Annotated in this window: 24 protein-coding genes; 4 read left to right on the top strand and 20 right to left on the bottom strand. The window is 39.3% G+C overall.

Annotated features, from left to right (window positions below):
* Window positions 1-144: 144 nt before the first annotated feature.
* Both C1A12_RS03770 and C1A12_RS03765 read left to right on the top strand, forming a co-directional pair.
* Window positions 145-333: a hypothetical protein gene (locus tag C1A12_RS03770; protein ID WP_101842503.1), complete on the top strand. Its 189-nt coding sequence runs from the start codon at window positions 145-147 to the stop codon at window positions 331-333.
* A 376-nt stretch (window positions 334-709) separates the two neighbouring features.
* Window positions 710-913, top strand: coding sequence for a KTSC domain-containing protein (locus C1A12_RS03765; RefSeq protein WP_235001560.1), 204 nt, complete (start codon window positions 710-712; stop codon window positions 911-913).
* A gap of 128 nt (window positions 914-1,041) precedes the next feature.
* Here C1A12_RS03765 and dnaB read toward each other — a convergent pair whose 3' ends face one another.
* The 14 genes from dnaB to C1A12_RS03690 all read right to left on the bottom strand — a co-directional run bounded on the left by dnaB (window position 1,042) and on the right by C1A12_RS03690 (window position 13,668).
* Window positions 1,042-2,331, bottom strand: coding sequence for a replicative DNA helicase (dnaB, locus tag C1A12_RS03760; RefSeq protein WP_101842501.1), 1,290 nt, complete (start codon window positions 2,329-2,331; stop codon window positions 1,042-1,044).
* The gene (locus C1A12_RS03755) at window positions 2,328-2,654 is read right to left on the bottom strand and encodes a hypothetical protein (protein WP_101842500.1); all 327 of its coding nucleotides are present in this window, start codon (window positions 2,652-2,654) and stop codon (window positions 2,328-2,330) included. The genes dnaB and C1A12_RS03755 overlap by 4 nt, the downstream gene beginning before the upstream one ends.
* A complete protein-coding gene (locus C1A12_RS03750) occupies window positions 2,651-3,394 on the bottom strand; it encodes a DnaD domain protein (protein WP_101842499.1) in 744 nt (247 codons plus the stop codon). The genes C1A12_RS03755 and C1A12_RS03750 overlap by 4 nt, the downstream gene beginning before the upstream one ends.
* A 194-nt stretch (window positions 3,395-3,588) precedes the next feature.
* A complete protein-coding gene (locus C1A12_RS03740; RefSeq protein ID WP_101842497.1) occupies window positions 3,589-3,789 on the bottom strand; it encodes a helix-turn-helix transcriptional regulator in 201 nt (66 codons plus the stop codon).
* A 5-nt stretch (window positions 3,790-3,794) separates the two neighbouring features.
* Window positions 3,795-4,325, bottom strand: coding sequence for a DUF6773 family protein (locus C1A12_RS03735; protein ID WP_101842496.1), 531 nt, complete (start codon window positions 4,323-4,325; stop codon window positions 3,795-3,797).
* Between the two features lie 178 nt (window positions 4,326-4,503).
* Complete coding sequence (locus tag C1A12_RS03730; protein ID WP_101842495.1) at window positions 4,504-4,956, bottom strand: hypothetical protein; 453 nt, start codon at window positions 4,954-4,956, stop codon at window positions 4,504-4,506.
* A gap of 301 nt (window positions 4,957-5,257) precedes the next feature.
* Window positions 5,258-6,220: a D-glycerate dehydrogenase gene (locus tag C1A12_RS03725; protein ID WP_200816544.1), complete on the bottom strand. Its 963-nt coding sequence runs from the start codon at window positions 6,218-6,220 to the stop codon at window positions 5,258-5,260.
* A 34-nt stretch (window positions 6,221-6,254) separates the two neighbouring features.
* Window positions 6,255-7,742 carry an FGGY-family carbohydrate kinase gene (locus tag C1A12_RS03720; RefSeq protein ID WP_101842493.1) on the bottom strand — a complete coding sequence of 496 codons (1,488 nt, stop codon included), beginning with the start codon at window positions 7,740-7,742 and terminating at the stop codon, window positions 6,255-6,257.
* A 24-nt stretch (window positions 7,743-7,766) separates the two neighbouring features.
* On the bottom strand, window positions 7,767-8,591 hold the full coding sequence (locus C1A12_RS03715; protein ID WP_101842492.1) for a class I fructose-bisphosphate aldolase: 825 nt from the start codon (window positions 8,589-8,591) through the stop codon (window positions 7,767-7,769).
* A gap of 25 nt (window positions 8,592-8,616) precedes the next feature.
* The gene (locus C1A12_RS03710; protein ID WP_101842491.1) at window positions 8,617-9,654 is read right to left on the bottom strand and encodes a zinc-dependent dehydrogenase; all 1,038 of its coding nucleotides are present in this window, start codon (window positions 9,652-9,654) and stop codon (window positions 8,617-8,619) included.
* Between the two features lie 100 nt (window positions 9,655-9,754).
* Window positions 9,755-11,032 carry a TRAP transporter large permease gene (locus C1A12_RS03705; RefSeq protein WP_101842490.1) on the bottom strand — a complete coding sequence of 426 codons (1,278 nt, stop codon included), beginning with the start codon at window positions 11,030-11,032 and terminating at the stop codon, window positions 9,755-9,757.
* Between the two features lie 15 nt (window positions 11,033-11,047).
* A complete protein-coding gene (locus C1A12_RS03700; RefSeq protein WP_101842489.1) occupies window positions 11,048-11,539 on the bottom strand; it encodes a TRAP transporter small permease in 492 nt (163 codons plus the stop codon).
* A 61-nt stretch (window positions 11,540-11,600) separates the two neighbouring features.
* Window positions 11,601-12,638 carry a DctP family TRAP transporter solute-binding subunit gene (locus C1A12_RS03695; RefSeq protein WP_101842488.1) on the bottom strand — a complete coding sequence of 346 codons (1,038 nt, stop codon included), beginning with the start codon at window positions 12,636-12,638 and terminating at the stop codon, window positions 11,601-11,603.
* Between the two features lie 163 nt (window positions 12,639-12,801).
* Window positions 12,802-13,668: a MurR/RpiR family transcriptional regulator gene (locus C1A12_RS03690; protein ID WP_101842487.1), complete on the bottom strand. Its 867-nt coding sequence runs from the start codon at window positions 13,666-13,668 to the stop codon at window positions 12,802-12,804.
* A 336-nt stretch (window positions 13,669-14,004) separates the two neighbouring features.
* Here C1A12_RS03690 and C1A12_RS03685 point away from each other — a divergent pair, with 336 nt between their 5' ends.
* Both C1A12_RS03685 and C1A12_RS03675 read left to right on the top strand, forming a co-directional pair.
* The gene (locus C1A12_RS03685) at window positions 14,005-14,262 is read left to right on the top strand and encodes a helix-turn-helix domain-containing protein (protein ID WP_101842486.1); all 258 of its coding nucleotides are present in this window, start codon (window positions 14,005-14,007) and stop codon (window positions 14,260-14,262) included.
* Between the two features lie 437 nt (window positions 14,263-14,699).
* Window positions 14,700-14,936, top strand: coding sequence for a hypothetical protein (locus tag C1A12_RS03675; RefSeq protein ID WP_101842484.1), 237 nt, complete (start codon window positions 14,700-14,702; stop codon window positions 14,934-14,936).
* A gap of 264 nt (window positions 14,937-15,200) precedes the next feature.
* Here C1A12_RS03675 and C1A12_RS03670 read toward each other — a convergent pair whose 3' ends face one another.
* The 6 genes from C1A12_RS03670 to C1A12_RS03645 are packed head-to-tail and all read right to left on the bottom strand — an operon-like array spanning window position 15,201 to window position 21,078.
* Window positions 15,201-16,298, bottom strand: coding sequence for a DegT/DnrJ/EryC1/StrS aminotransferase family protein (locus C1A12_RS03670; protein ID WP_101842483.1), 1,098 nt, complete (start codon window positions 16,296-16,298; stop codon window positions 15,201-15,203).
* Window positions 16,295-16,879 (bottom strand): acyltransferase, encoded by a 585-nt coding sequence (locus C1A12_RS03665; RefSeq protein ID WP_101842482.1) that lies wholly within the window; start codon window positions 16,877-16,879, stop codon window positions 16,295-16,297. Before C1A12_RS03665 ends, C1A12_RS03670 begins: the two co-directional genes overlap by 4 nt.
* 12 nt (window positions 16,880-16,891) lie before the next feature.
* Complete coding sequence (locus C1A12_RS03660; protein ID WP_101842481.1) at window positions 16,892-17,566, bottom strand: sugar transferase; 675 nt, start codon at window positions 17,564-17,566, stop codon at window positions 16,892-16,894.
* Window positions 17,496-18,506, bottom strand: coding sequence for a hypothetical protein (locus C1A12_RS03655; RefSeq protein WP_101842480.1), 1,011 nt, complete (start codon window positions 18,504-18,506; stop codon window positions 17,496-17,498). Before C1A12_RS03655 ends, C1A12_RS03660 begins: the two co-directional genes overlap by 71 nt.
* A gap of 40 nt (window positions 18,507-18,546) precedes the next feature.
* Window positions 18,547-19,770, bottom strand: coding sequence for a glycosyltransferase family 4 protein (locus tag C1A12_RS03650; protein ID WP_101842479.1), 1,224 nt, complete (start codon window positions 19,768-19,770; stop codon window positions 18,547-18,549).
* Window positions 19,771-19,800: 30 nt separating this feature from the next.
* Window positions 19,801-21,078 (bottom strand): lipopolysaccharide biosynthesis protein, encoded by a 1,278-nt coding sequence (locus C1A12_RS03645; protein WP_101842478.1) that lies wholly within the window; start codon window positions 21,076-21,078, stop codon window positions 19,801-19,803.
* Between the last annotated feature and the right edge of the window lies 1 nt (window position 21,079).

Below are 21,079 nucleotides of genomic sequence, written 5' to 3'. Positions count from 1 at the left end.
CCATCAATTTTGTTGTTGGGACTAAACTGGAAAAATACAGATGTTTTAGATAAATATCACCTGTTTAAAGAGCCTTTAGATAGATAAACTAAACGTGTTCCTAACAAGGACCTTAAAACTTCTTCATTAAAGGGTGATCAACAAATGAATGGCAGACGAAATGGAACTTCATGGTTAGCTTTAGGTACAGCTGGGGCTATTGGTGCTGCAGCAATGTATGGGTTTTCTCGTATGAACCGCAATGGTGGAATGCAGCAACTAACGCAAAGAGCAAGACAAAGCCGACCTGTTCAAAACATGCAAAAAGCTCTTCCGGATATGGACGGGCAATAATTCAAAAAGCCTCCTCAGCCTGAGGGGGCTTCTACCCAATCAAAGGGAAAGTTATTCCTATGACATTGCAAAAATGAAAGGAACTTTCATAAAATCCTCCCTATCCTCTTTCTTTTCATCCCCAGGGAAACCCGACGTTGAAAGCGGCGAAATCTTCTTCTGGGCCGTCCACGGGCAGAGACTCAAATTTCAGATCTAAGCCAACTCATAAGGTTAACGGTATTATTACTGTCACTCGTCCATTTCCATTAATACTCTCCAATTCAAATGAATGATAAATAACAAGTTCTAGCTTTACTATCTCCAACATATTTTCAAAAGTGGAATGTATTTTTTTCAGTTTTAAAGTAAGGGGAGGAGGTGGCTAGTCTTGAATATGATTCCTGTTAAATCTTCTCATCTAAAAGCTGTGGCTTATAATCCCGTGACTTGCAAACTATTGATTCGATTTCAAGATGGTTTATACGAGTATTCTGGTGTACCTGACTATGTATATGAAGAGCTTATGTCAGCTGACTCTATTGGTCGCTATCATTATTACTCAATAAAATATTCATACCCGCAAAAAAGAATTGAGTAAAGAAAAAACCACGATTGCTGTGTAAAGGAATCGTGGTTTTTTAACTATAATCCGAAAACAGATAATTGTTCGATATCGATCACATCAAAAAATACTTCCAACTCTTTTTCATAATTCAAGTCAAAATGTCAAATATCCTCCTTGTTATTTACGATCTTATGAGTCCCAACAAACTTCCCATACTCCTTCATAAACCTCAGCCTCACACTTCCAACCGGACCATTACGCTGCTTGCTCAGCAAAAATTCCACCTCTTCGTTATCGTTCGCCTCCCGGTTATAGTAATCCTCCCGGTAGAAGAAGCCGATCACATCTGCGTCCTGTTCAATGTTGCCGGATTCCCGCAGGTCTGCCATCATCGGGCGTTTGTCTTTGCGCTGCTCCACCCCTCGCGACAGCTGGGAGAGGAGGATGATCGGTACATCCAGCTCCCTTGCCAGCTGCTTGAGCTCGCGGGTCATGGCTCCGATTTCTAAATCGCGGCGTTCGTAGCGGCCGGTGGTGGCCATCAGCTGCAGGTAATCAATGATGATCAGCGGCTGGCTGACTTCTTCCTTCTTGATCGACTGCCTCACCCTGGCTCTTATGTCGGTGACGGTGCGCTCATGCTCGTGGATATGAAGCTGCCAGTCGCTGACCTCTCCCATCGCTTCCAGGCAGTGAACGTAATCGTCGTGGGAAAAATTCATCGAGCGCCATTTCTGTCCGTTGATTTCCGCTTCGCACGAGAGCATGCGCTTCAGCAGAGATTTGCGTCCCATTTCAAGGCTGAAGAGGTGAACGGTGCCGCCGCTTTTACAGTGGTGGGCGGCGAGGTTTAAGGCGAAGGCTGTTTTTCCCATTGACGGGCGGCCGGCGAGGATGATCAAGTCGCCGCGCTGACTGCCGCCGGTCATGTCGTCGACTTCGCTGTAGCCGGTGGCAAATCCGGTCATTCCGTCGGCTGGCGGGTTCGTGATTTCTCCGGCAATCTCTTTTAACGCTTCGTACGTTGTCTGTTCTTCCCGGACTCTGCCTTCCGCGCGGTAATCTTCTAGGCGGCTCATGAGCGTATCGAGGGTTTCTTCGGTGGGGTCATTAATGTAGCGGCTTGCCTGTTCCATCGTTTTGCGGTTGCGGTAGGAATCCAGCACGAGCCGCTGATGATGCTTCAGGCTTTCCGTTGAAGGAATGGACTGAGCGAGGTTGCTTAAGTAACTGACGCCTCCGACTTCTTTGATGCGTTTATATAATTCTGTTGTTACTGTCACTAAGTTGACCGGATCGCCCACTTGATCAATCTTGCGCATCGCCTGGTAAATCAGGCGGTGGCGTGCTTCGTAGAAATGCTCCTCTCTGAGTGTGACGTCTTTAATCAGATCCCCTTTCAGCAGGACCGAACCGATGACCGACTGTTCCGCTTCTCTGTTGTGAATCATTTCGACACCTTCTTCAACAGCGCCTCGAACTTCTCTTCAAAAAGACGCTTCGTCTCTTGCGGCACTTTCGCCGCTTCTTCGTCCCACTGCTTCTTTTTCTCCAGGTAATCATTAGGCTTTGGAGGATAGGAGGCGATGTCAGCAAGTGTTGGAGGAAAAGGATAACGAGCAGCATATCCAAACAGCTTGTCCATCACAGAAGCGAAATCCATCTTCATCAACTCAGGGATAAACACAGCAATCTTCCGCTCCGTAATCACAAACTTCTCCGGGAATAATTCTTCGATGGTTTCCAGTACTTCTGCAGCTTCTTCATATTTCATATCAGACTCCCCTTTCGATGATTCTCAAACATGCGGCTTAACACAGACGTCCGGTCTTCCTTCTCCTTCTTCTTCTGTTTCGATCGCGTCTTCTGTTCCTCAATCCGCCGCACATCGTCTAGCGACTGCACCTGCTGACTCTCCCAGCGTCGTAAGATCCCCTCGCAGTAATTGAAAAACAGCTTGTTATGCTGCACCGCCATTTTCATCGACTCCATCACCAGTTCATCGGAGAGCTGATGACACCAATCGGTGATCTTCTCTGCGATAAAGGGAGAGAGCATTCCGATGTTTTGTTCGTAAAAGGCGTGAGGCGGCGCGTCCCCACCTACTACTCTTTCTTTTCGTTTCACTTCTTTTCTTTTAAATAATACCTCCACCCTATCCTCCGGCTCATCCTTCACCCTATCCGTCACATCGTCCTTCACTGTATCCTCCCCATCATCCATCACTTGCTCTTTCACCTGGGAAATCATTTGATAGGTTGGTGCCTGAAACCGGCTCCCGGACTGAAAGGTCAGATATCCCTTCTCCTCTAATTCTTTTCGCGCGCGAAGAAACGAGCTCTCACTTAAGCCGTATTTCGCTAAAATCACAGCCGTCGGAACGGTAAACTCCTTCTTCCATCCTGTCTTGTTGTTGAACTGCATCAGCACGTGCCAAAGCAGTGAAGCAAAAGCAGTAAGCGAATTCAGCTCCACCTCATCATGAAACGCATTGATCTCCTTTAAATAATTCATACAACCACTCTCCTTCTATAGTATGAGGGCTTATCGAAAAACCCCTGCATATCTATAATCGTTCGCAGGGGGTCTTTTGGTGTCAAAAAACCTAAAACTTTTTTTAAAATTTTTGTCTTCCTCCACGAAAAAAAAGAAGACAGCCAATGGCCGTCCTCTGTATAGCACCCATAAAAAAAGGAAGAGCGCAGCATTTACGCCTCTTCCTGCCAAAACAATTCATCCAACGTTTTATCCAGCGCCCAGCAAATCGATAAACAGAGCTGAAGCGTCGGATTGTATTTGCCCACTTCAATCAAACCAATCGTCTGCCGGGAGACACCAACCTTCTTGGCAAGCTCCTGCTGGGAAAGATCGTGTTCCGCCCGCGCCATTTTCAGTTTCTTATTTTTCATTAGGATCACCGCTCATCTTCGTCGTCTGCAGATTCTAAATCGCGTTCATTCATGCGTTCGCTTTTCTGCTTGGCTATGAGAGAGGGTACCACAATCAGGCCAAATAAGACAGGAATGTAAATCGCGAAAGATGTGATCAAAATGAGGAAAAAATAAATCGTTGTTTCCATGGTGCCTTCGCCATATTTTAATGAATTCCTCACAGCAAAGAATAATGAGATCCCTGCCCCTAATGAAAGGCTGAGAATTAAATTCTTCGTGTTTAGCTTTATTCTGCTTGATCGATCATGCATTTCCACTTCATCTGTAAAAATTCCTAAGTGGGACGCTCTGGCAAGATAGTAGATCCCTCCCGCAACTAAGATGACCATTTCCAGCCAAATGTTGCCCGTCGATGCTTCCCCCTGAAAAATTTTATACACTAACGAACCTCCACAAATCATCACGACAAGCGTATAAAGCTCACGGTAAATTTTATTTTGTAAAATCGTCACTCGCTCGTCTAGTTCTTTCCTTTTCGTCCATGAGAATTTCATACTCATCCTCCTGTTGGTCATGTAAGTTAAAACCACGGCAGAACATCTTTTTCCTTCTCATTCCATTATATACTATTCACGTCTTTTTGCAACATATATTGTACATTTAGTCATTTATATGTACCATAACCTAAAAAAAGAAGACGGCCCATTGCCGTCTTCTCCTGTATTCGTCATATTAAAGAATCACAGTACTCTTTAATGCATTGATCAACATTTCAAAATCCTCATTCATTTGATTCTGTATGTCCGGATCCAGGTAGCTTTTCTCCTGGGTGAGTGTGAGGCCTGGTTCAATCACTACGACACGGCCCTCAGGCAACACAACTTCCAGCTTCTTAGGCGGCGTATTATCAACCAGGCTGTACTCTTCAAAATATTCCTTCATGGAAATGATTCGATCCGTAAGCAACGTTTCCTTGGTCACGTTCATGGTCGGATCAATGCTGAGAACGGTTAGTGTGCGGTCATTACGATTCACAATAAAAAGCTGATGCTGATCTGCCGTCAGCACCTCTAACGAACGGAAATTATCTGACTCAAATACCTCATGCGTAAACTCCAACACCGCAGCCTGACGCAGATTCTCCACCCCTGGCGTATTTAACCTTTCACTGACAGTCATGCCCATTCTATTAAAAACCTCCTCCATAAAGTTAGTAGTTCAATTCCCATAACCTGGACGATAAAACCTAAATAAAGGAAGATAAATAGAAATAACCATTTTCCGCTGCAAGCCTGCCATACTAAAGAAATACGGTCGATTTTTCTCGACAGAATTATGTAAAACGAAGGGATCAGATCCATACTGAAGAGATTAACCATATGAATTTAAGAGATTATCTTTCCAATCAATTGAAGGATTTCTACGGAGAAAAAAGCCTGATTCTTGAGGTCGAATCAGGCTTTTTGTACTTACATAAGATAGTCTTCTAGCTATTCACCGGGGTAAGAGGCGATTTATCGTTTAACACGTGAATGATATTATCGGCTGCTAATTGAGCCATTTTCAATCTTGTTTTTACACTTGCACTGCCGATGTGAGGAAGCGTGACAACATTAGACAAAGACAGCAAAGGATGATGGAGAGACACAGGTTCTTCTTCAAATACATCCAAGCCTGCTCCCCATATTTGTTTGTTCACCAGCGCTTCGTATAAGGCTTCTTCGTCAACGATTCCACCTCTTGACGTGTTGATTAGGATCGCGTTGGTCTTCATCTGGGCTAACTCGTCTTTTCCTATGAAATGATGAACGCTGGGACTGTAGGGGATCATCACACACACAAAATCGGATTCTGCTAATAACTCATTTAACTCCCTATATTGAATGCCGATTTCTTCTTCTTTTTCAATTTTTCTTGTTCGATTATAATAGAGAAGATTCATCCCGAAACCTTTGGCTCTTCTCGCAACCGCTTCTCCAATTCTTCCGAGGCCAATGATTCCAATCGTAGAACCATGTACCTCCTGGCCGGTAAGTAACATCGGTGACCATGTATCCCAGTCTCCATTTCTTAAATAATCGGAAGCCTCTAGGATTCTCCTGGCTGTACTCATTAGTAATGCGAATGTTAAATCTGCTGTAGTTTCCGTTAATACTCCGGGCGTATTCGTGACAACGATTCCCCGTTGTTCAGCGGCTTCTACATCGATATTATTAAATCCAACGGCCATGTTGCTGATCACTTTTAAATTTGGAGCTCCTTTGATAACTTCTTCGTCAATTGTATCTGTAAGCAGACAATAGATTCCTTCCACATTCTGAGTTTCCCTCAACAAAACCTCTCTCGGTACAGGAGTATCTTCCTCCCACATTTTAATTTCAAAGTAGGCTTCCAGACTTTCTACGATGGAATCAGGCAGTCTTCTGGTAATATAGATGGAGCTTTTCACTAGTGATCTCCTCCCTATCCTCTAATTTTAACTATTAGAGGTTTATACTTTTAGCGAAGAATTGCTTTAATGAAGGATACAATTCATTAAAAACGTTAAAGTGCTCGTTATAAATGCTCACTTCATCCAGGTTCGGATGGATAACTTGCGTTGTTTGGTTAGCGACAAGGTTTGACGCTTCCTCCAATGTTTTATAAAACCCGGCAGAAATTCCCGCTATTAAACATGCTCCGTAAACGCCCGTTTCTGATATACTTTTCATTTCAATATTCTTATTTAAAACATTGGCTTTCACCTGGGCCCAGGTTTGATTTGTGGACCCGCCTCCAATAGACGGAAGGTTCTTAAATTCAATTTTATACGTTTCTACAAGGATGTCATGGATTTGTCTCAATCCAAAAGAACATCCTTCTAAAATCGCTCTCATCATATCTGCTTTCTTCGTGTTCAATGATATCCCTGCGAATGTACCGCGGGCATTAGGGTCCCATATCGGTGATCGTTCTCCCTGCATATAAGGAAGGAAGAATACTCCATTCGAACCGATTGGGGATTGCTGGGGAAGTTCTTCAAGAATTTGTTTGGATTCGTTTTCTTCTTTCAGGAATTCTTCATAGAACCATTGAATGGCCGCTCCTGGAAAAGACATCGCACCGTGGGATAACCATTGGTTTCTTTTAATATGACACCGATTAAGAAACCTTTTATCTAAATTACCAGGATTCTCGGTGCATGCGGTCAGTACATTCGAAGTACCTACCGATTCAAAGACTCCTCCAGGCTGGATGCCTAAAGCTAGGGTGGAGCTGGCTGTATCAGCTCCGCCCGCTGCAACAGGTATACCGTTTAGAGACAGTTCTGAACAATTTAACTCGCCTACAATCGAACATGGATCTACGACTTCAGGGAGTTTCTCCATCTCAAGCCCCACCTGTTCACAGATGGCTTCGGACCAGCTATATTCTTCAATGTTATACATCCCTGAAAAAGAAGCTTGAGTCCAGTCCATGACGAAACTCCCTGTGAGCTTGTTCAGTATGTAGGTCGAGAGATTTCCCCATTTATGGGTTCGTTCATACAAAGCAGGACGGTTATTCTTAAACCATAGATGGGAAGTCACTGAGTACATTCCCTGTTCAAGCCTGTTTTTAGTAATGTCATAGATTTTTTCTTCCGTCACTGCTTCTTTAATCCATTCTGCTTCTTCTTTACTTCTTTGATCCAGATACATGATTCCAGGGCACAGCGGTTCCCCTGCTTCATCCAGAAAAACAGAAGAGTTACAAAAGGTTGAAAGCGAGATTGCATCCACAGACCCCGTGCTTTCCACACTATGAATGACCTTCCCGAGCAACTCTTTCGTTCTATGCCATATATCCTTTAGATCAATTTCGACCCATCCTTTTTGAGGATAGTGGAGAGAATAGGGTTGATATTCAATCAACCCTAACTCTCCATTTTGATTCATAGCGCCCACTTTGATGCCGCTCGTTCCAATATCTATTCCGATGACATGTGACATAATCCCCCACCCTAATTCATAGATTTATAGGTTTGCTGGTTGATTGATTAATTCATTGTAAAGTTCAATGGTTTCATTTACGGTCCCATTATGATGAATAATGTTCTTAAACGCTTTCACAATAGCTGTTGGGTTCTGATTATTCCATACGATTCTACCAAAAGTAATGCCCGCGCCTCCTGCTTCAATTACATCATACACCATTTGGAAATAGTCCTCTACGTTGTTACCAATATCACCGCCGGCGACAACTACTTTTCCTGGGGTAGAAGACACTACTTTATGGAAGGAATCCGGATCACCAGTATATTTTGTTTTAACGATATCAATGCCCAATTCAGCACCAGCCCTCACGGCATAAGCGACGTGCTTCCAATCATTCTTCTCGTCTTCCGGAATTTGATTCCCTCTAGGATAAATGTGAGCAATTGTAGGCAGGCCGCTTTTAGAAGCTTGCCCTGAAATAATTCCTAAATTGCGCAGTTGTTCAGGCTGGTCATCTCCCCCTACAATACATCCCATTGAGACGGCATCAGCCCCCAAACGAACGGCCTCTTCCACTTCTGTCACCCATGTATCATAATTCGGCTGCCATGGAGAAAAAGTGGATGCTTTAAGAATAAGCCCTGCTTTTCCAGCGTGCTTTCTAAAGCATGTATCCGCAATCCCTTTATGCATCGTAATGGCATCTGGTCCTCCGTCTACGATTTCGCTTAACTTTCGGTCAATCGGCATTAACTCATCAAAAATACCCCTCGCCATTGCCTGATCAACAGCTACCGCCAGCAGCTTACCAGACTCCTGATTGATTAAACGATTCATTCTAATTTCTTTACCTAATACTCCCATGTTTATCTCTCCTTTAATTGTTTTTTTATACATTAATAACGGATTTCATCCCGTTGCCATTTCGTACATCCATGATTGCCTTTTGAATATCTTCTAGTTTATAACCTTTGGTCGTCAGGACTTCAGTATTAATTTGTCCCGAGGAAATAAGAGACAGAGACTGATAATAATCGGACCGTGTCAGCGCTGAGGTACCATTTACATTAATTTCGTTATAGTGAATCACATTGGGATCTATTTCTCCGAGAACCCCTTTCGTAAAGCCAGCAAATAAATTTAATGTTCCTCCTTTTTTTAATAAGGAAAGACAAGAGTTCACTAGTGGGGGAACTCCAATAGCCATGATGACGACATCGGCCCCTAACTGATCCGTTTTCTCCAGTACTATACTTTCCAGCGATTCTGATTCTGGATCTACCGCAAGATCTGCTCCCGCTAACAACGCCTTTTCTCTTCTATGATCAATAGGTTCACTTAAGATCACATGTTTTGCTCCTGCCACTTTGGCCAGCTGAACATGCATTAAACCAATGGGGCCTCCTCCAATAACGACCACTGTATCTCCCATTTTTACGTTCGCTTTACGCTGCCCGTTCAAACAGCAAGCCAGAGGTTCTGTAATTACTGCTTCTTCGAGGGAAACGTTGTCTGGCAGTTTAACTAAGTTGCCCGATTTTATAGCGGACTCAGGGATTCTTACATATTCTGCAAATCCTCCATCAAATTCATAACCAATAGCGGTACGATTGGCACATACATTCTCCCTGTCATTCATGCAGTAGTAACACCGTCCGCATGGGATCACCGGGATCACTCCTACTTTTTCTCCAATAGCGAAGTCTGCTACTTCAGCTCCTACTTCCTCAATCGTCCCTACAAGTTCGTGGCCGATAATGGAAGGCGTTCTCACTCCTTTCGTTTTCTTTCCTTCATAAATGCGTACATCCGTGCCGCAAACAGCACTCACATTAACCTTCATTAGTACTTCTTGTGTGCCAATTGCGGGTTTGTCTACCTCCTCCAGCTTAATATCATTAGGTCCATGAAAAATCGCTGCTTTCATTCCAACACTTCCTTTCTGACTACTACCTGCATTTTTGGTGGTAATTTCCTTCATAAATATAAGTAAAAAAAAGAAGGATATTGCCTTTATTCTTCTTTTTTTAGAAACCAAGCCAACTAAGCGGTGTCATGATGAGTTCCGGAATAAATATAAAGAGTATTAATGTGGCAAATGTAATCCCCAGCCAGGGCAATGACGCTTTGCTTAACTCTTCTAACTTTAATCCTGTAATGTTGCAGGCCGCGTATAAACAAACTCCAATTGGCGGCGTGATCAACCCGATGGAAAGGGAAATCACCATGAAAATCACGAAAAACACGGGATCAATTTCAGCTACCGTAACTGTAGGCATTAAAATAGGAACTAAGATAAAGATGGCTGCTGTGGCATCCATAAACATTCCAACAATAATTAAAAATACAAACAGTAACAGCATGATGACTAACGAACTCTCACTAACTCCGCTAATAAATGTAGCGAGTCGAGTCGGCAGTCCATCGTATTCAAACACCCATCCTGCCGGCATTGCGGCTACAGCTATAAACAAAATCGTGCCCGTAAGATTTACGGTTCTTAAGAAAATATCAGGAAGCTTTCTAAAAGGCAGTCCCTTATATACGAAGATCGAAACGAACAGCGTATATAAAACAGCGATAGCCGCAGCTTCCGTCGGGGTGAAGTACCCGCTTAAAATACCTCCGATTAAGATAACAGGAGCTAATAAAGCCGGGAAAGCGCGTATGAATTCTTTCGTTACATTCTTCCATTCGAATTTTTGATGAGTTCCAAGGCCATGCTTCTTACTATATAAATAGTTATAAACCATAAAGATAACGGCAATTATTACTCCCGGAACAAGGCCGCCAATTAATGCAGCACTGATAGAAACACCAGCTGTTGACGCCGCTACAATCATTAAAATACTTGGCGGAATGATGGTAGCTAACATGGAAGTAATAAGCGTTAAGGAAGCCGCATATCCCAACGGGTAGTTATCACGTTTCATAGCATTAATCGTGATTCTTCCCGTACTTGCGATATCCGCTACAGAGGAACCTGCCATCCCTGCGAAGATCAGACTTGCAAAAATATTAACGTGCCCCAATCCTCCAGTGATCCAGCCTACGACACTCCTGGCAAAATCAAATATTCTCTCAGCTATACCGCCTTCATCCATAATGATCCCTGCAAGGATAAACAAAGGAACAGCCACCATGATAAAGCTATTCATCGAGCTGTACATGGACTGTATAATGATGCTGACGGGAACTTCAGTAAATAATACAATCGTCGCTACCACGGAGAGGCCGAGAGAAATGGCTATTGGAACTCCTATGAAAACGAGTAGAAAAAACATGACAAGCAGAAATATAGACATAGCTCAGGGTACCTCCTAAATTAGCTCTCGGTCATATAATAAAGACTGAATGACATTGAGGATACCTATCACACCTGCACTCGGAACGGAGAGTCCAATAATCCACATCGGAATCATTACGACAGAGCTCATCTCATTCGTGGCCATCTGCTGGAAAATAAACTGAACTCCATAAATGACCATAAATAAAAAGAATAAGATGGTAGCAATCGAGTAGATCCAAACAGACAGCTTCTGTATGAATTTAGGCAGCACATTCATAAACACTGTGACCCTCGCTGATTCTGCCTTTCTGAACCCAATGCCAATCCCTAAAAAAATCATCCAGATAAAAACGAACCTTGTTAATTCCTCAGTCCACGGTGCAGGGTGCCCGATCAACCTCCCTATAATTTGCCAAATAACGATGACAAAGATCGATACAGAGGCCAGTATAGCCAGGAAAGAAGTCAGTTTATTAAACACATGAAAAAGGTTGCTTATGATCGTTGAAAATTTCTTTTCCATAACTTATCCCCTTTTACAGAAAGTGGCCTTTAAGGACTAAAGGCCGCCTATTTCAAGGTGCCTAGTCTTTACCTACAGATTTAAGTACTTCTTCAAAGAATTCTTCATCTTCAATAACTTCTTCAAATGCCGGATACGCTTCCTGGGAAAGTTCAATGAATTCCTGCTTCTGTTCATCAGATAATTCGTTCACTTCCATTCCTTCTTCCTCCAGGGTTTCAATGATCGATTCAGCCTGCTCGGCATTGTAATCGATCGACCAATCCTGAACTTCCTGCGTCGCTTCTTCTAGAATTTGCTTCTGATCATCACTTAAATTGTCATATTTCTGCTGGTTTAAACCAACTAACCAGCCATCAGCCATATGATCAGAAATGGTTAAATAATCCTGCACCTCATGCATTTTTGCTGAAGAGATGACCCCAAGCGGGTTCTCTTGTCCATCAATAGTTCCTAATTGAAGCGCATTGTACACTTCACCGAAATCCATTGGCGTTGTGGCTGTTCCGCCACCTTTGAAAAATTCCACCCACAATGGATTGTTCGGTACTCTTAGCTTAAGGCCATCTAAATCTGCCGGTTCCTCTATAGGATGTTGAGAATTAGTGATTTGTCTAAAATCACGTGCCCAGTACCCCAGCCCTTTAATATCAAGATCAGAAACCGATCCTAATAGTTCATTACCTAAATCTCCGTTAAGAAACGAAACATACTGTTCATTATCATCAAATAAGTAAGGAACACTGATGGCACTGAACTCTGGTTCAAAGTTCGCATACAAGGAAGTGGATAACACTAACATGTCAAGACTTCCTGACCCCAGTTGCTTTACAGCCGCTGAAGGATCTCCGCCATACAACGTTCCATTCGGATGAACAGAGATTTCAATAGAACCATCACTCTTTTCTTCAACTACTTCCGCAAATTCTTTCGCCGCCATAGTTACATTTGACTCTTCCGGGTCTGGAGTAGATAATTTAAAGCTTACCTTCTCATCACTACCTGAACCCTGCGCTTCTGAACCTGCATCCTCACTGCTCCCACAAGCTGTCAACATCAAACAAGAAACTACCACAAGTGACCACAATAAATTCTTCAAAAATTACCCTCCCTTGGTAACGCTTTCATTAAAAGTTTTAAAAAAGCGCACCTGATTTTTGAAATTTTCAAATAATTGATGCGTTAAAAGTATCTTATCACACGGTGGTAATTTCCTTCAAGATATTTTTAAAAAAAATGAATGTAATTTTCATGGTGTGATTCTACAGTTTCTTACCGATCGTCGATTTTCTTGTTTTTTGTAAATTATTAAGATAATACTCATACTTTTGATTCGCAATAGATGCGACCAGGATATCAATAATCGTTAACTGAGCAATTCTAGAAGAGATCGCATCCGTACGGAAAAGGGTCTCCTTAGAAGCCGTCTGCAGCACAATATCTGATATTTTTGTAATCGGAGATTTAGAAGAATTCGTAATACAAACCACGGTGGCTCCTGCATCCTTTGCTAACTTAATAGCATTTAAGACCTCTTTCGTCGCCCCTGTATGAGATATTGCAATAACGACATCTTTCTCGCTTAATACGCTTGCTGACATCGCCTGCAAAGTGGAATCATTATAAGCAAAAGATTTAATACCCAGCTTTAACAGCTTGTGGTGCGCATCTAATGCCACCGTACCCGAGCCGCCAGAGCCATAGAATTCTATGAAGTCAGCCTGCGAAATCACCTCAACCGCCCTATTTAATTCCTCATTATCACACACTTCTAAAGAATCATATAAAGCCTGAATATTCGATTGGAAGATTTTTTTCTTCACTGTCGTCACATCGTCTTCTTTTTCAATGACTTCATGAATCTGCTGCTGAGGCTGAATGACCTCTCTCGCTAAATGGATCTTTAAATCCTGAAACCCTTTATACCCAAGCCTCTTACACAACCGAACAACCGAAGACTCACTGGTTTCACTTCGTTCCGCTACCTCTGTAATAGAAAGGTGAATAATTTCATCTTGATGCTTTTCAATAAACTCTACTATCTTGCGTTCTGAACCCCGTAATTTCACAAAAGATGCCTTAAGCCTTGTAGAGAAGCCCGGATTTGTGTTTACTGTTAAATCGTCCATGTCCATCCTCCTAGTATATGTAATCGAGTAATGTATCTAATTTTAATATATTAAAAAACCCGGGGCAATGTATACTATTACTTTTAAGTACAATTTCATAAGGGATTGTGAAAAATTTCTTCACAAACTACCTGGTAAAGTGTCACCTTTACTATTAAAAAACAGCGAATGAATTTGTGTGTCTCAAATCCATTCGCTGCTTTGTAGTTCTATATTTTCTAAAGAAAAAAGATAAATAGTTTAAATTCACAAAAAAAGTTCAATAATTCCCTTTTAATGTAAATATACGACTGTCAGTCTATAGACAAGTCTTCCATTGTGTAGGAAAATTTAACCATGAGCGAAATCAAAGAAGAATATATTTCACAAGCAAAAAAAGAATTTGGCAGACAACTAGCAGCACTTCGTAAAGAACTGGGCCTTTCTCAAGAGGAGTTCGCCTCTAGAGCAAAAGTACACCACACTTATATCAGTGCGATTGAGACAGGAAAAACGAATTTAACCTTCGATGTGATTATGCGCATAGCATTTACTCAAAACCTCCGCCCGAAGGATTTGTTCTCAACGATCGAAGTACCTGAAGACTTCAAATAAGTTTTTCGAAAAAAACAGGATAAGGAATGAGGTGAACCAAACGGAGTGATTTCCATACAAATAGAACGGAGGAATGGCATAGGAGTGATAATTGGGCCCCGTTATCTCTCCTATATCATATAACCAGTTTTCTTTTTCCCCAAAGACTGACCAGTCCTCCTTCACAGCACTGAAAAAAACTTCCCCAGTCATCACTCAGTTGACCTGCTGTTGCACAATCTCCTGCCTCTGAAATTCTTCTTCCTATTTCCTCAACTATTCTACTTCTATGCTTTATTCGTTTCTACCCACAAATATCCAAAAAGCAGTACCTTCCTATAGCTCACTCATTTCTAAAGCATTTTACCCAGCCTTACCATTCATGCTCAAATCGGCAAGAATACTAGTAGACACACAATAGAACATTAATGTAATTATTAAATGGAGGAGTTTATTCAATGAGATATTCGATTTTATTTACCCAATTAGACGAAGATGGTATGCGGGGTATACATATCCTCGACAAAAAGTGTCATTTTACCTTTCTTTATTATACGAATGAAATCCTAGAGATCCCTGACAAGCACATGAAAAACTTTCTTTTAAATGATTGGATGAATATTATAAAAGGAACGCACGACCGATATTTAAATCCAGAAATTATCGAGAGCTTTAAAGAGTACCATTTAAACTGATCATTTCACTTTTGTGGCTTCAGGATTATGCAGAATGGAGGGAATGAATCTTTGAAGGTGAAGTACTAGCAACGGAAATTTAAATTAACCGATCTATTCTCTCAAATGTTAAAGGAAATTCTTACTGTCTAAGATAAAAGAAAAAAGCCGGCATACAGCCGGCTTCTTCTCTAATAACAGGGAATGTGATTCAGTTGAAAAAGAAAATACAAACCAGTTATCGAAAAAGACTGTTAACTAATAAAACCAAGTTATTATAATAGATTAATTTAAATATTCCTTAATTGCATTAGCCACTAGCTCAACCTTCTCTTCACTCATGTGCGGGTAAATAGGTAAGCTTAAAACTTCATCAGTTAATTGCATCGTGTTTGGTAAGTCTAACTCATAAGCATATAAAGGTAGCTTATGAACGGGAGTTGGATAGTAAACCATTGATCCAATACCTTTTTCTTTAAGATGATTTTGAAGCCCGTCTCTTTTTCCATTTAACACACGAGTGGTATATTGATGATAGACATGATGTGTGTATGTTTGCTCACTCGGGAGAATAATTTCTTCAACGTCTCCCAGGTATTTTTTATAAGCTTTGTCTACCTTTCTTCGACCTTCATTCCATTCATCAATCTTTTTCAATTTAATGCGTAGAATAGCTGCTTGAATAGAATCTAACCTAGAGTTAAAACCAAGAATCTCATTTTGGTATTTTTTCTTCGCCCCGTGCACACGAAGCATTTTAGCTGTTTCAGCGATTTCGCTATCATTTGTTGTAATTAAACCACCGTCCCCATATGCACCTAAATTCTTAGTTGGGAAAAAAGAATAACAGCCTACATCACCAATTGAACCTACTTTTTTTCCTTTGTATTCAGATCCAAAAGCTTGGGCAACATCTTCTACCACTTTTAATTTATGTTTTTGAGCTACCTCCGTAAGTGGATCCATATTCACTGAATGACCATAAAGGTGAACAGGAATAATTGCTTTGGTTTTCTCTGTGATTTTCTCTTCAATTAAAGAAATATTAATATTGTATGTAGCTTCCTCGATATCGACAAATACAGGAGTCGCACCAATTTGGGAAATGGCCTCTGCAGTTGCAAAGAAAGTAAAAGAAGTAGTAATGACTTCATCTCCTTCGCCTACCCCTGCAGCTAAAAGTCCGATCACTAGTGCATCAGTGCCTGAGTTTACCCCTATAGCATATTGAGAGCCTAGATACTCAGCTACTTCACTTTCAAATTCTTTCACATCAGGACCCATAATAAATTGTCCTGAGTCAATAACTCGTTCAATTTCTTTCATAATTTCGGGTTTCAATATTTTTGTTTCTTCTTCCGTAGTAAATGGAGGTATTTTCATAATTGAACACTCTTTTCTACTAATTGATTATCTTTTAATAACTCATATTCGCGGTTACAGCTTTTACATTGTTGACTTTCCTCTAAATCTAACTTATTACCGCATTTGCACATCCAACCGATTTGACGGGCAGGTACACCTGCCATCATGGCATAGTCTGGTACGTCTTTATTAATAACAGCACCGGCTGCAATAAATGCCCATTTACCAACCGTTGTCCCGCATACAATAGTTGCATTAGCACCAATGCTGCTTCCGTATTTCACTAAAGTTTTTAAATAGCTTTGTCTAGGGTCTTTAGGAAAAGCTGCACGAGGATTCATATCATTGGTAAAGACCATACTTGGTCCGCAGAAAACGTAATCCTCTAGTTCTACACCTTCATATATAGATACATTATTCTGCACCTTTACTCCATTACCTATCTTTACATTATTCCCCACGAAAACGTTCTGCCCAAAATTGCACTTTTCCCCAATTTCCGCCTTGGACATAATGTGAGAAAAATGCCAAACCTTTGTTCCATTTCCCACTTTAGCTCCTTCATCTAGATAACTGGAATCATGGATAAAAAATGTCATTTTTTTCTCCCCTTACACCGCACCCTTTCCTAATAGGACTTGGCTTATAGTCTTTAATAGAATTTTTAAGTCTAAAAGCAAACTAAAGTTATTTACATAGTATAGGTCATATTTAATTTTATCACCGTGATTCATATCGCTCCTACCATTTACTTGAGCCCAACCGGTTATACCCGGCTTAACTAAAAGACGCTCCCTCTGATAATTGTTATAACACCTAGTTATTTCAATAATTTCAGGACGAGGACCTACGATGCTCATATCACCTTTTAAAACGTTATAAAATTGCGGTAGTTCATCTAGACTATACTTACGAATAAATTTACCAGTATTTGTTATATTCGGATTCTCTATAGAGGCGGTTTTAAAAACAAAGTCGTCTGGTACCCCATTTTCCCAGTAGTATTTATTTCTCTTCATCTTACCATTTACTTCATGTCTCAATCTCATTGAACGAAACTTAAACATATTAAAATGCATATCATTTTTACCACTTCTTTGTTGTTTAAAAAAGACTGGCCTTCCATCTTCCTTTATTATAAAGATCGTTAAAATTAAAAAAAGTGGAGAAAGGATTAACAGCATTATTAAGCTAAAGAAAATATCAAATAATCTCTTAACGGCTAATTGAAATCGCTTCTCTGATTCCCTGTAAGTTATTTTCGTCTCTTTCGGTAAGTTGTTCATTAGATTTCAAGCCACCTTTTCCATCTGCGATACCAATTACTTGTTCCGGTAGATTGATATTGTCAACTATTACTGATCCTTCATCACCGATAAAGCCTCCAGAGACTAAAGGAATTCCCTGTAGATTACCTTTACCGTATACTTCTTTAAAAAAAATTTTCGTATCTTTGTGAAACAATAACATTTGGTAAGGTATTGCTATTCTAGTGTCTAGTCTAGTAATGTTGATGTTATTTATCAGCATTTCATTAATGAAGTCTTCACTAAAATTGTTAATTCCACCATCAACAATAAAACTATTTTTATCAATTACTTCTAATAGTTTTTTTTCATCTTTGAATTCACCTGATAAAAAAGATATTATTATATCCGCGGCTTTATTTTTAGGAAATTCATCGAAAACTTTAATAGTTGAATTGTATTTTGGTAAAAACAAGTTTATAGCTTTAACGGTTTTTAATTCTTTCTCTTTAGATCGTCCTATAATATGAACAGAAGCTTGTCTCTCTGCTAATCTATTTGCAACTTTACTTGCTAAATTTCCAGTTCCTATAATTATGATATTTTTATCATATAAATTGTCACTAAATTGGTTCCTTAATAGAAGATCACACGATTCCAAAGTAATATCATTAGGTTTTATAGAAACTAATTTCGAGTCTTGCACTACTTCCTTTGCTATCTTAAATAAGTTTATTTCTTGTTTCTGCTCTATATCTATAAATATATAATCGACTTTCCCATCAAAAAATTCCAAAGTATCTTTTAAGATTTCTTGTTCACTAATCATAAATGTAGATATTAATAAGTTATCAACTGCTCGTCTAGGAAGAAGTCTAAAAGAGGGGGCCTGCTTTGCAGTAGTATTAACAATAATTCCACGTTTTGAAGATTTACTTAAATAATCAAGCTCTTGATTAATTTCCTCAAGATATTTCATTTATTACTCCCCTTCTTCAAAAATGCACCCACAGATTGGACTAATTGTCATAAAAATTAGTTTCTAGTTTCTCAGCAAGTTTTTCCCAAGAATGATTTTGTTTTCCATACATGAAGGAATTAACACTATACTTTTCTAGTAAAGCTTTATTATTTGAAAGCTTTACTATTCTTTCGGCAATGTTGTCAACGTTACTAGAAACAATTCCTAAGTTTTGTTTTGATATTATAGTATCTTGCAAATTAGAAAGCATTACAATTGGTAAACATGCAGCCATATAGTCAAACATTTTATTCAAACTTATACCCCATTTGTATACTTCTGCATTGTGCATAGTTATTATTCCGGCATTTGCATACTTTAATAGAGAAGGTATACAATCTTTTTGAATAGAAGGTAAGAAAGTTAAATTCTTCAAATTTTTCTCATCTGCTTGCCTTATTATTTTATCTTTTTCCGGTCCATCACCTACTAATAGAAAATGAATATTTTCATCTTGATCATATACTTTTTCAGCAATTTCTAACATTGATCCCAGATTATTTGCTAGCCCATGCGCTCCTGTATAAACTAAAAGAAATTTATCTTTTAGTTTATATAATGTATTCAAATACAAGTCTGGCAATTTCTTCTCTACCTTATAAAGGTTAAAATCTACGCCATTTGGAAGATAGATTATCTTTTCTGATTTTATACCTCTTTTTTTAACGTATTTAGGGGCTTTATCAAACAACACGATTATTTTATCTGCTTTTTTATAAAGAAATAGCTCCAATTTAGATAAAACTTTTACGATTACGCTTTTTGAAGATATTTTTCCTAAGTCAATTAAAGATTGGGGCCAAAGATCTCTTTCTTCAAAATAAAATTTAGTTTTTAATTTTTTAGATATTTTGTAACCTAAAATAGCTGCCAAGGGATGCATTAGAGAACCTATAATAATATCAGGAGTTCCTTCTACTTTCTTTACTAATTTATTTGTTCGATAGGTATATAACAACATATTAAGAATTCTTCTATAATCATTTTTATAATATTTGGGAGTTTTAATCCAATAGAATTTTACGCCATTGTAGTCATAGATAACATATTCATTACCCTTATCATACTTTTGTTGTTCCTCTCTTTTTTGGTGGTTAAAAGAAGCTGCAAAGATAGTAACATTATGTCCCTTTGAAACTAATTCTTTTGCTAAATCAAAGTGTCTCGTAATGCCACTGGAATTGGGTCCAACTCCATAATGGTTAAAAATCCATATATTCATTGAATCACCTTTCTGTATTCTAACTAATGACTATCTAATCAATGTTCTTATTTTTTTAAATGTAGCTATGATTAATATCAAATACAAACAAGAACTTGCAATACTGAAAGTTGCGATTGCAACCATATGGTTAAGGTAAACTAACCCAACATATAGGCTTGATATTCTAGTAAATGTCATTATTATTGTAAAAATCAAATGGAACTTTTGAGCTCCTATAACTGGAAGGACCTTTATTGTAGGTCTACTAATAAACATAAAAAAAGACATAATAGCTATCCATTTAGAATACTCACCTGCCACTACCCACTCTTCTCCGAATATGAGAGTAAATATCCAAGGGCCAGTAACTATTATAAGACCAAACGGAAGAGCTCCTACTGCCAAAAGTGCTAAGGTAGCTTTTAATAATAAAGAATTTAAGTTTTCATTTTTATTAAATCCCTCGGCAACTCTTGGATAGAATACATCTCCAACTGCCGTACCTAAAAACTTAGCAGGTAAAGATAAGGCTGTTAAAGCGAGGGTGTAATAACCAGCCCCAGCTGGGCCCATGAAGGTCGATAATAGTAAAACAGGAAGATTCTGCGATATTGAACTTATAAAAGCTTCTGGAGCACGAAACTGGGGGAAATCCTTATACTTTTTTAACGTTTCTCCTAAAGTCAACGAAAATTTTTCCAGCTTTATTCTAATTGAACTTTTATTTTTTACCTTTTTATACATTAACAAAGTTGCGAATGCGTCTCTTAAAGATGAAAAAATAATTAATATAGGTGCAATCGGATAAACAACCCCCATACTTACCATCCCACCATATGTAAAGATAGGTTGAAGAATTGCTACTTGTGATATTACCTTAAATTGTTTATTTCTAATTAACCATTGTCTCATAATTTGAAACAAACCCGCTAAGAAAATAACAAAGGGTAGCAAATATATATACTGTCCTATTTTTTCTGCATTCAATATTTCTATAATACTTTCATAAAGAAAGTGTATGGTAAAAAGAAATATAATAAAAAGTAACAAATTAATCATTAAGGATACACGAATAATACTAATAGCTTCTCTTTCCTCTTTAGGTAAAACAATTGCCAAAGGTAAAGTTAAAGCTGCAATGGGAGTAAGGATGGCTACTATCGCGATAAATGAACTCATTAATCCATAAGCATCAGGTCCATAAAGTCGTGTTACTAGTGGTAATAAAAGAAACGTTATTGCCTGAGCCATTGCTGTTCCGGTTGCAATAACCATTACATTCTTAACAAATTTTTTTTTAAAAATATTCATTAATTTTTCTTTCATG

It is taken from the genome of Halobacillus sp. Marseille-P3879 (assembly GCF_900240285.1).
Taxonomy (GTDB): Bacteria; Bacillota; Bacilli; order Bacillales; family Halobacillaceae; genus Halobacillus_A.
The sequence above is the reverse complement of the archived record's forward strand: the minus strand, read 5'-3'. Positions and strand labels throughout refer to the sequence as shown.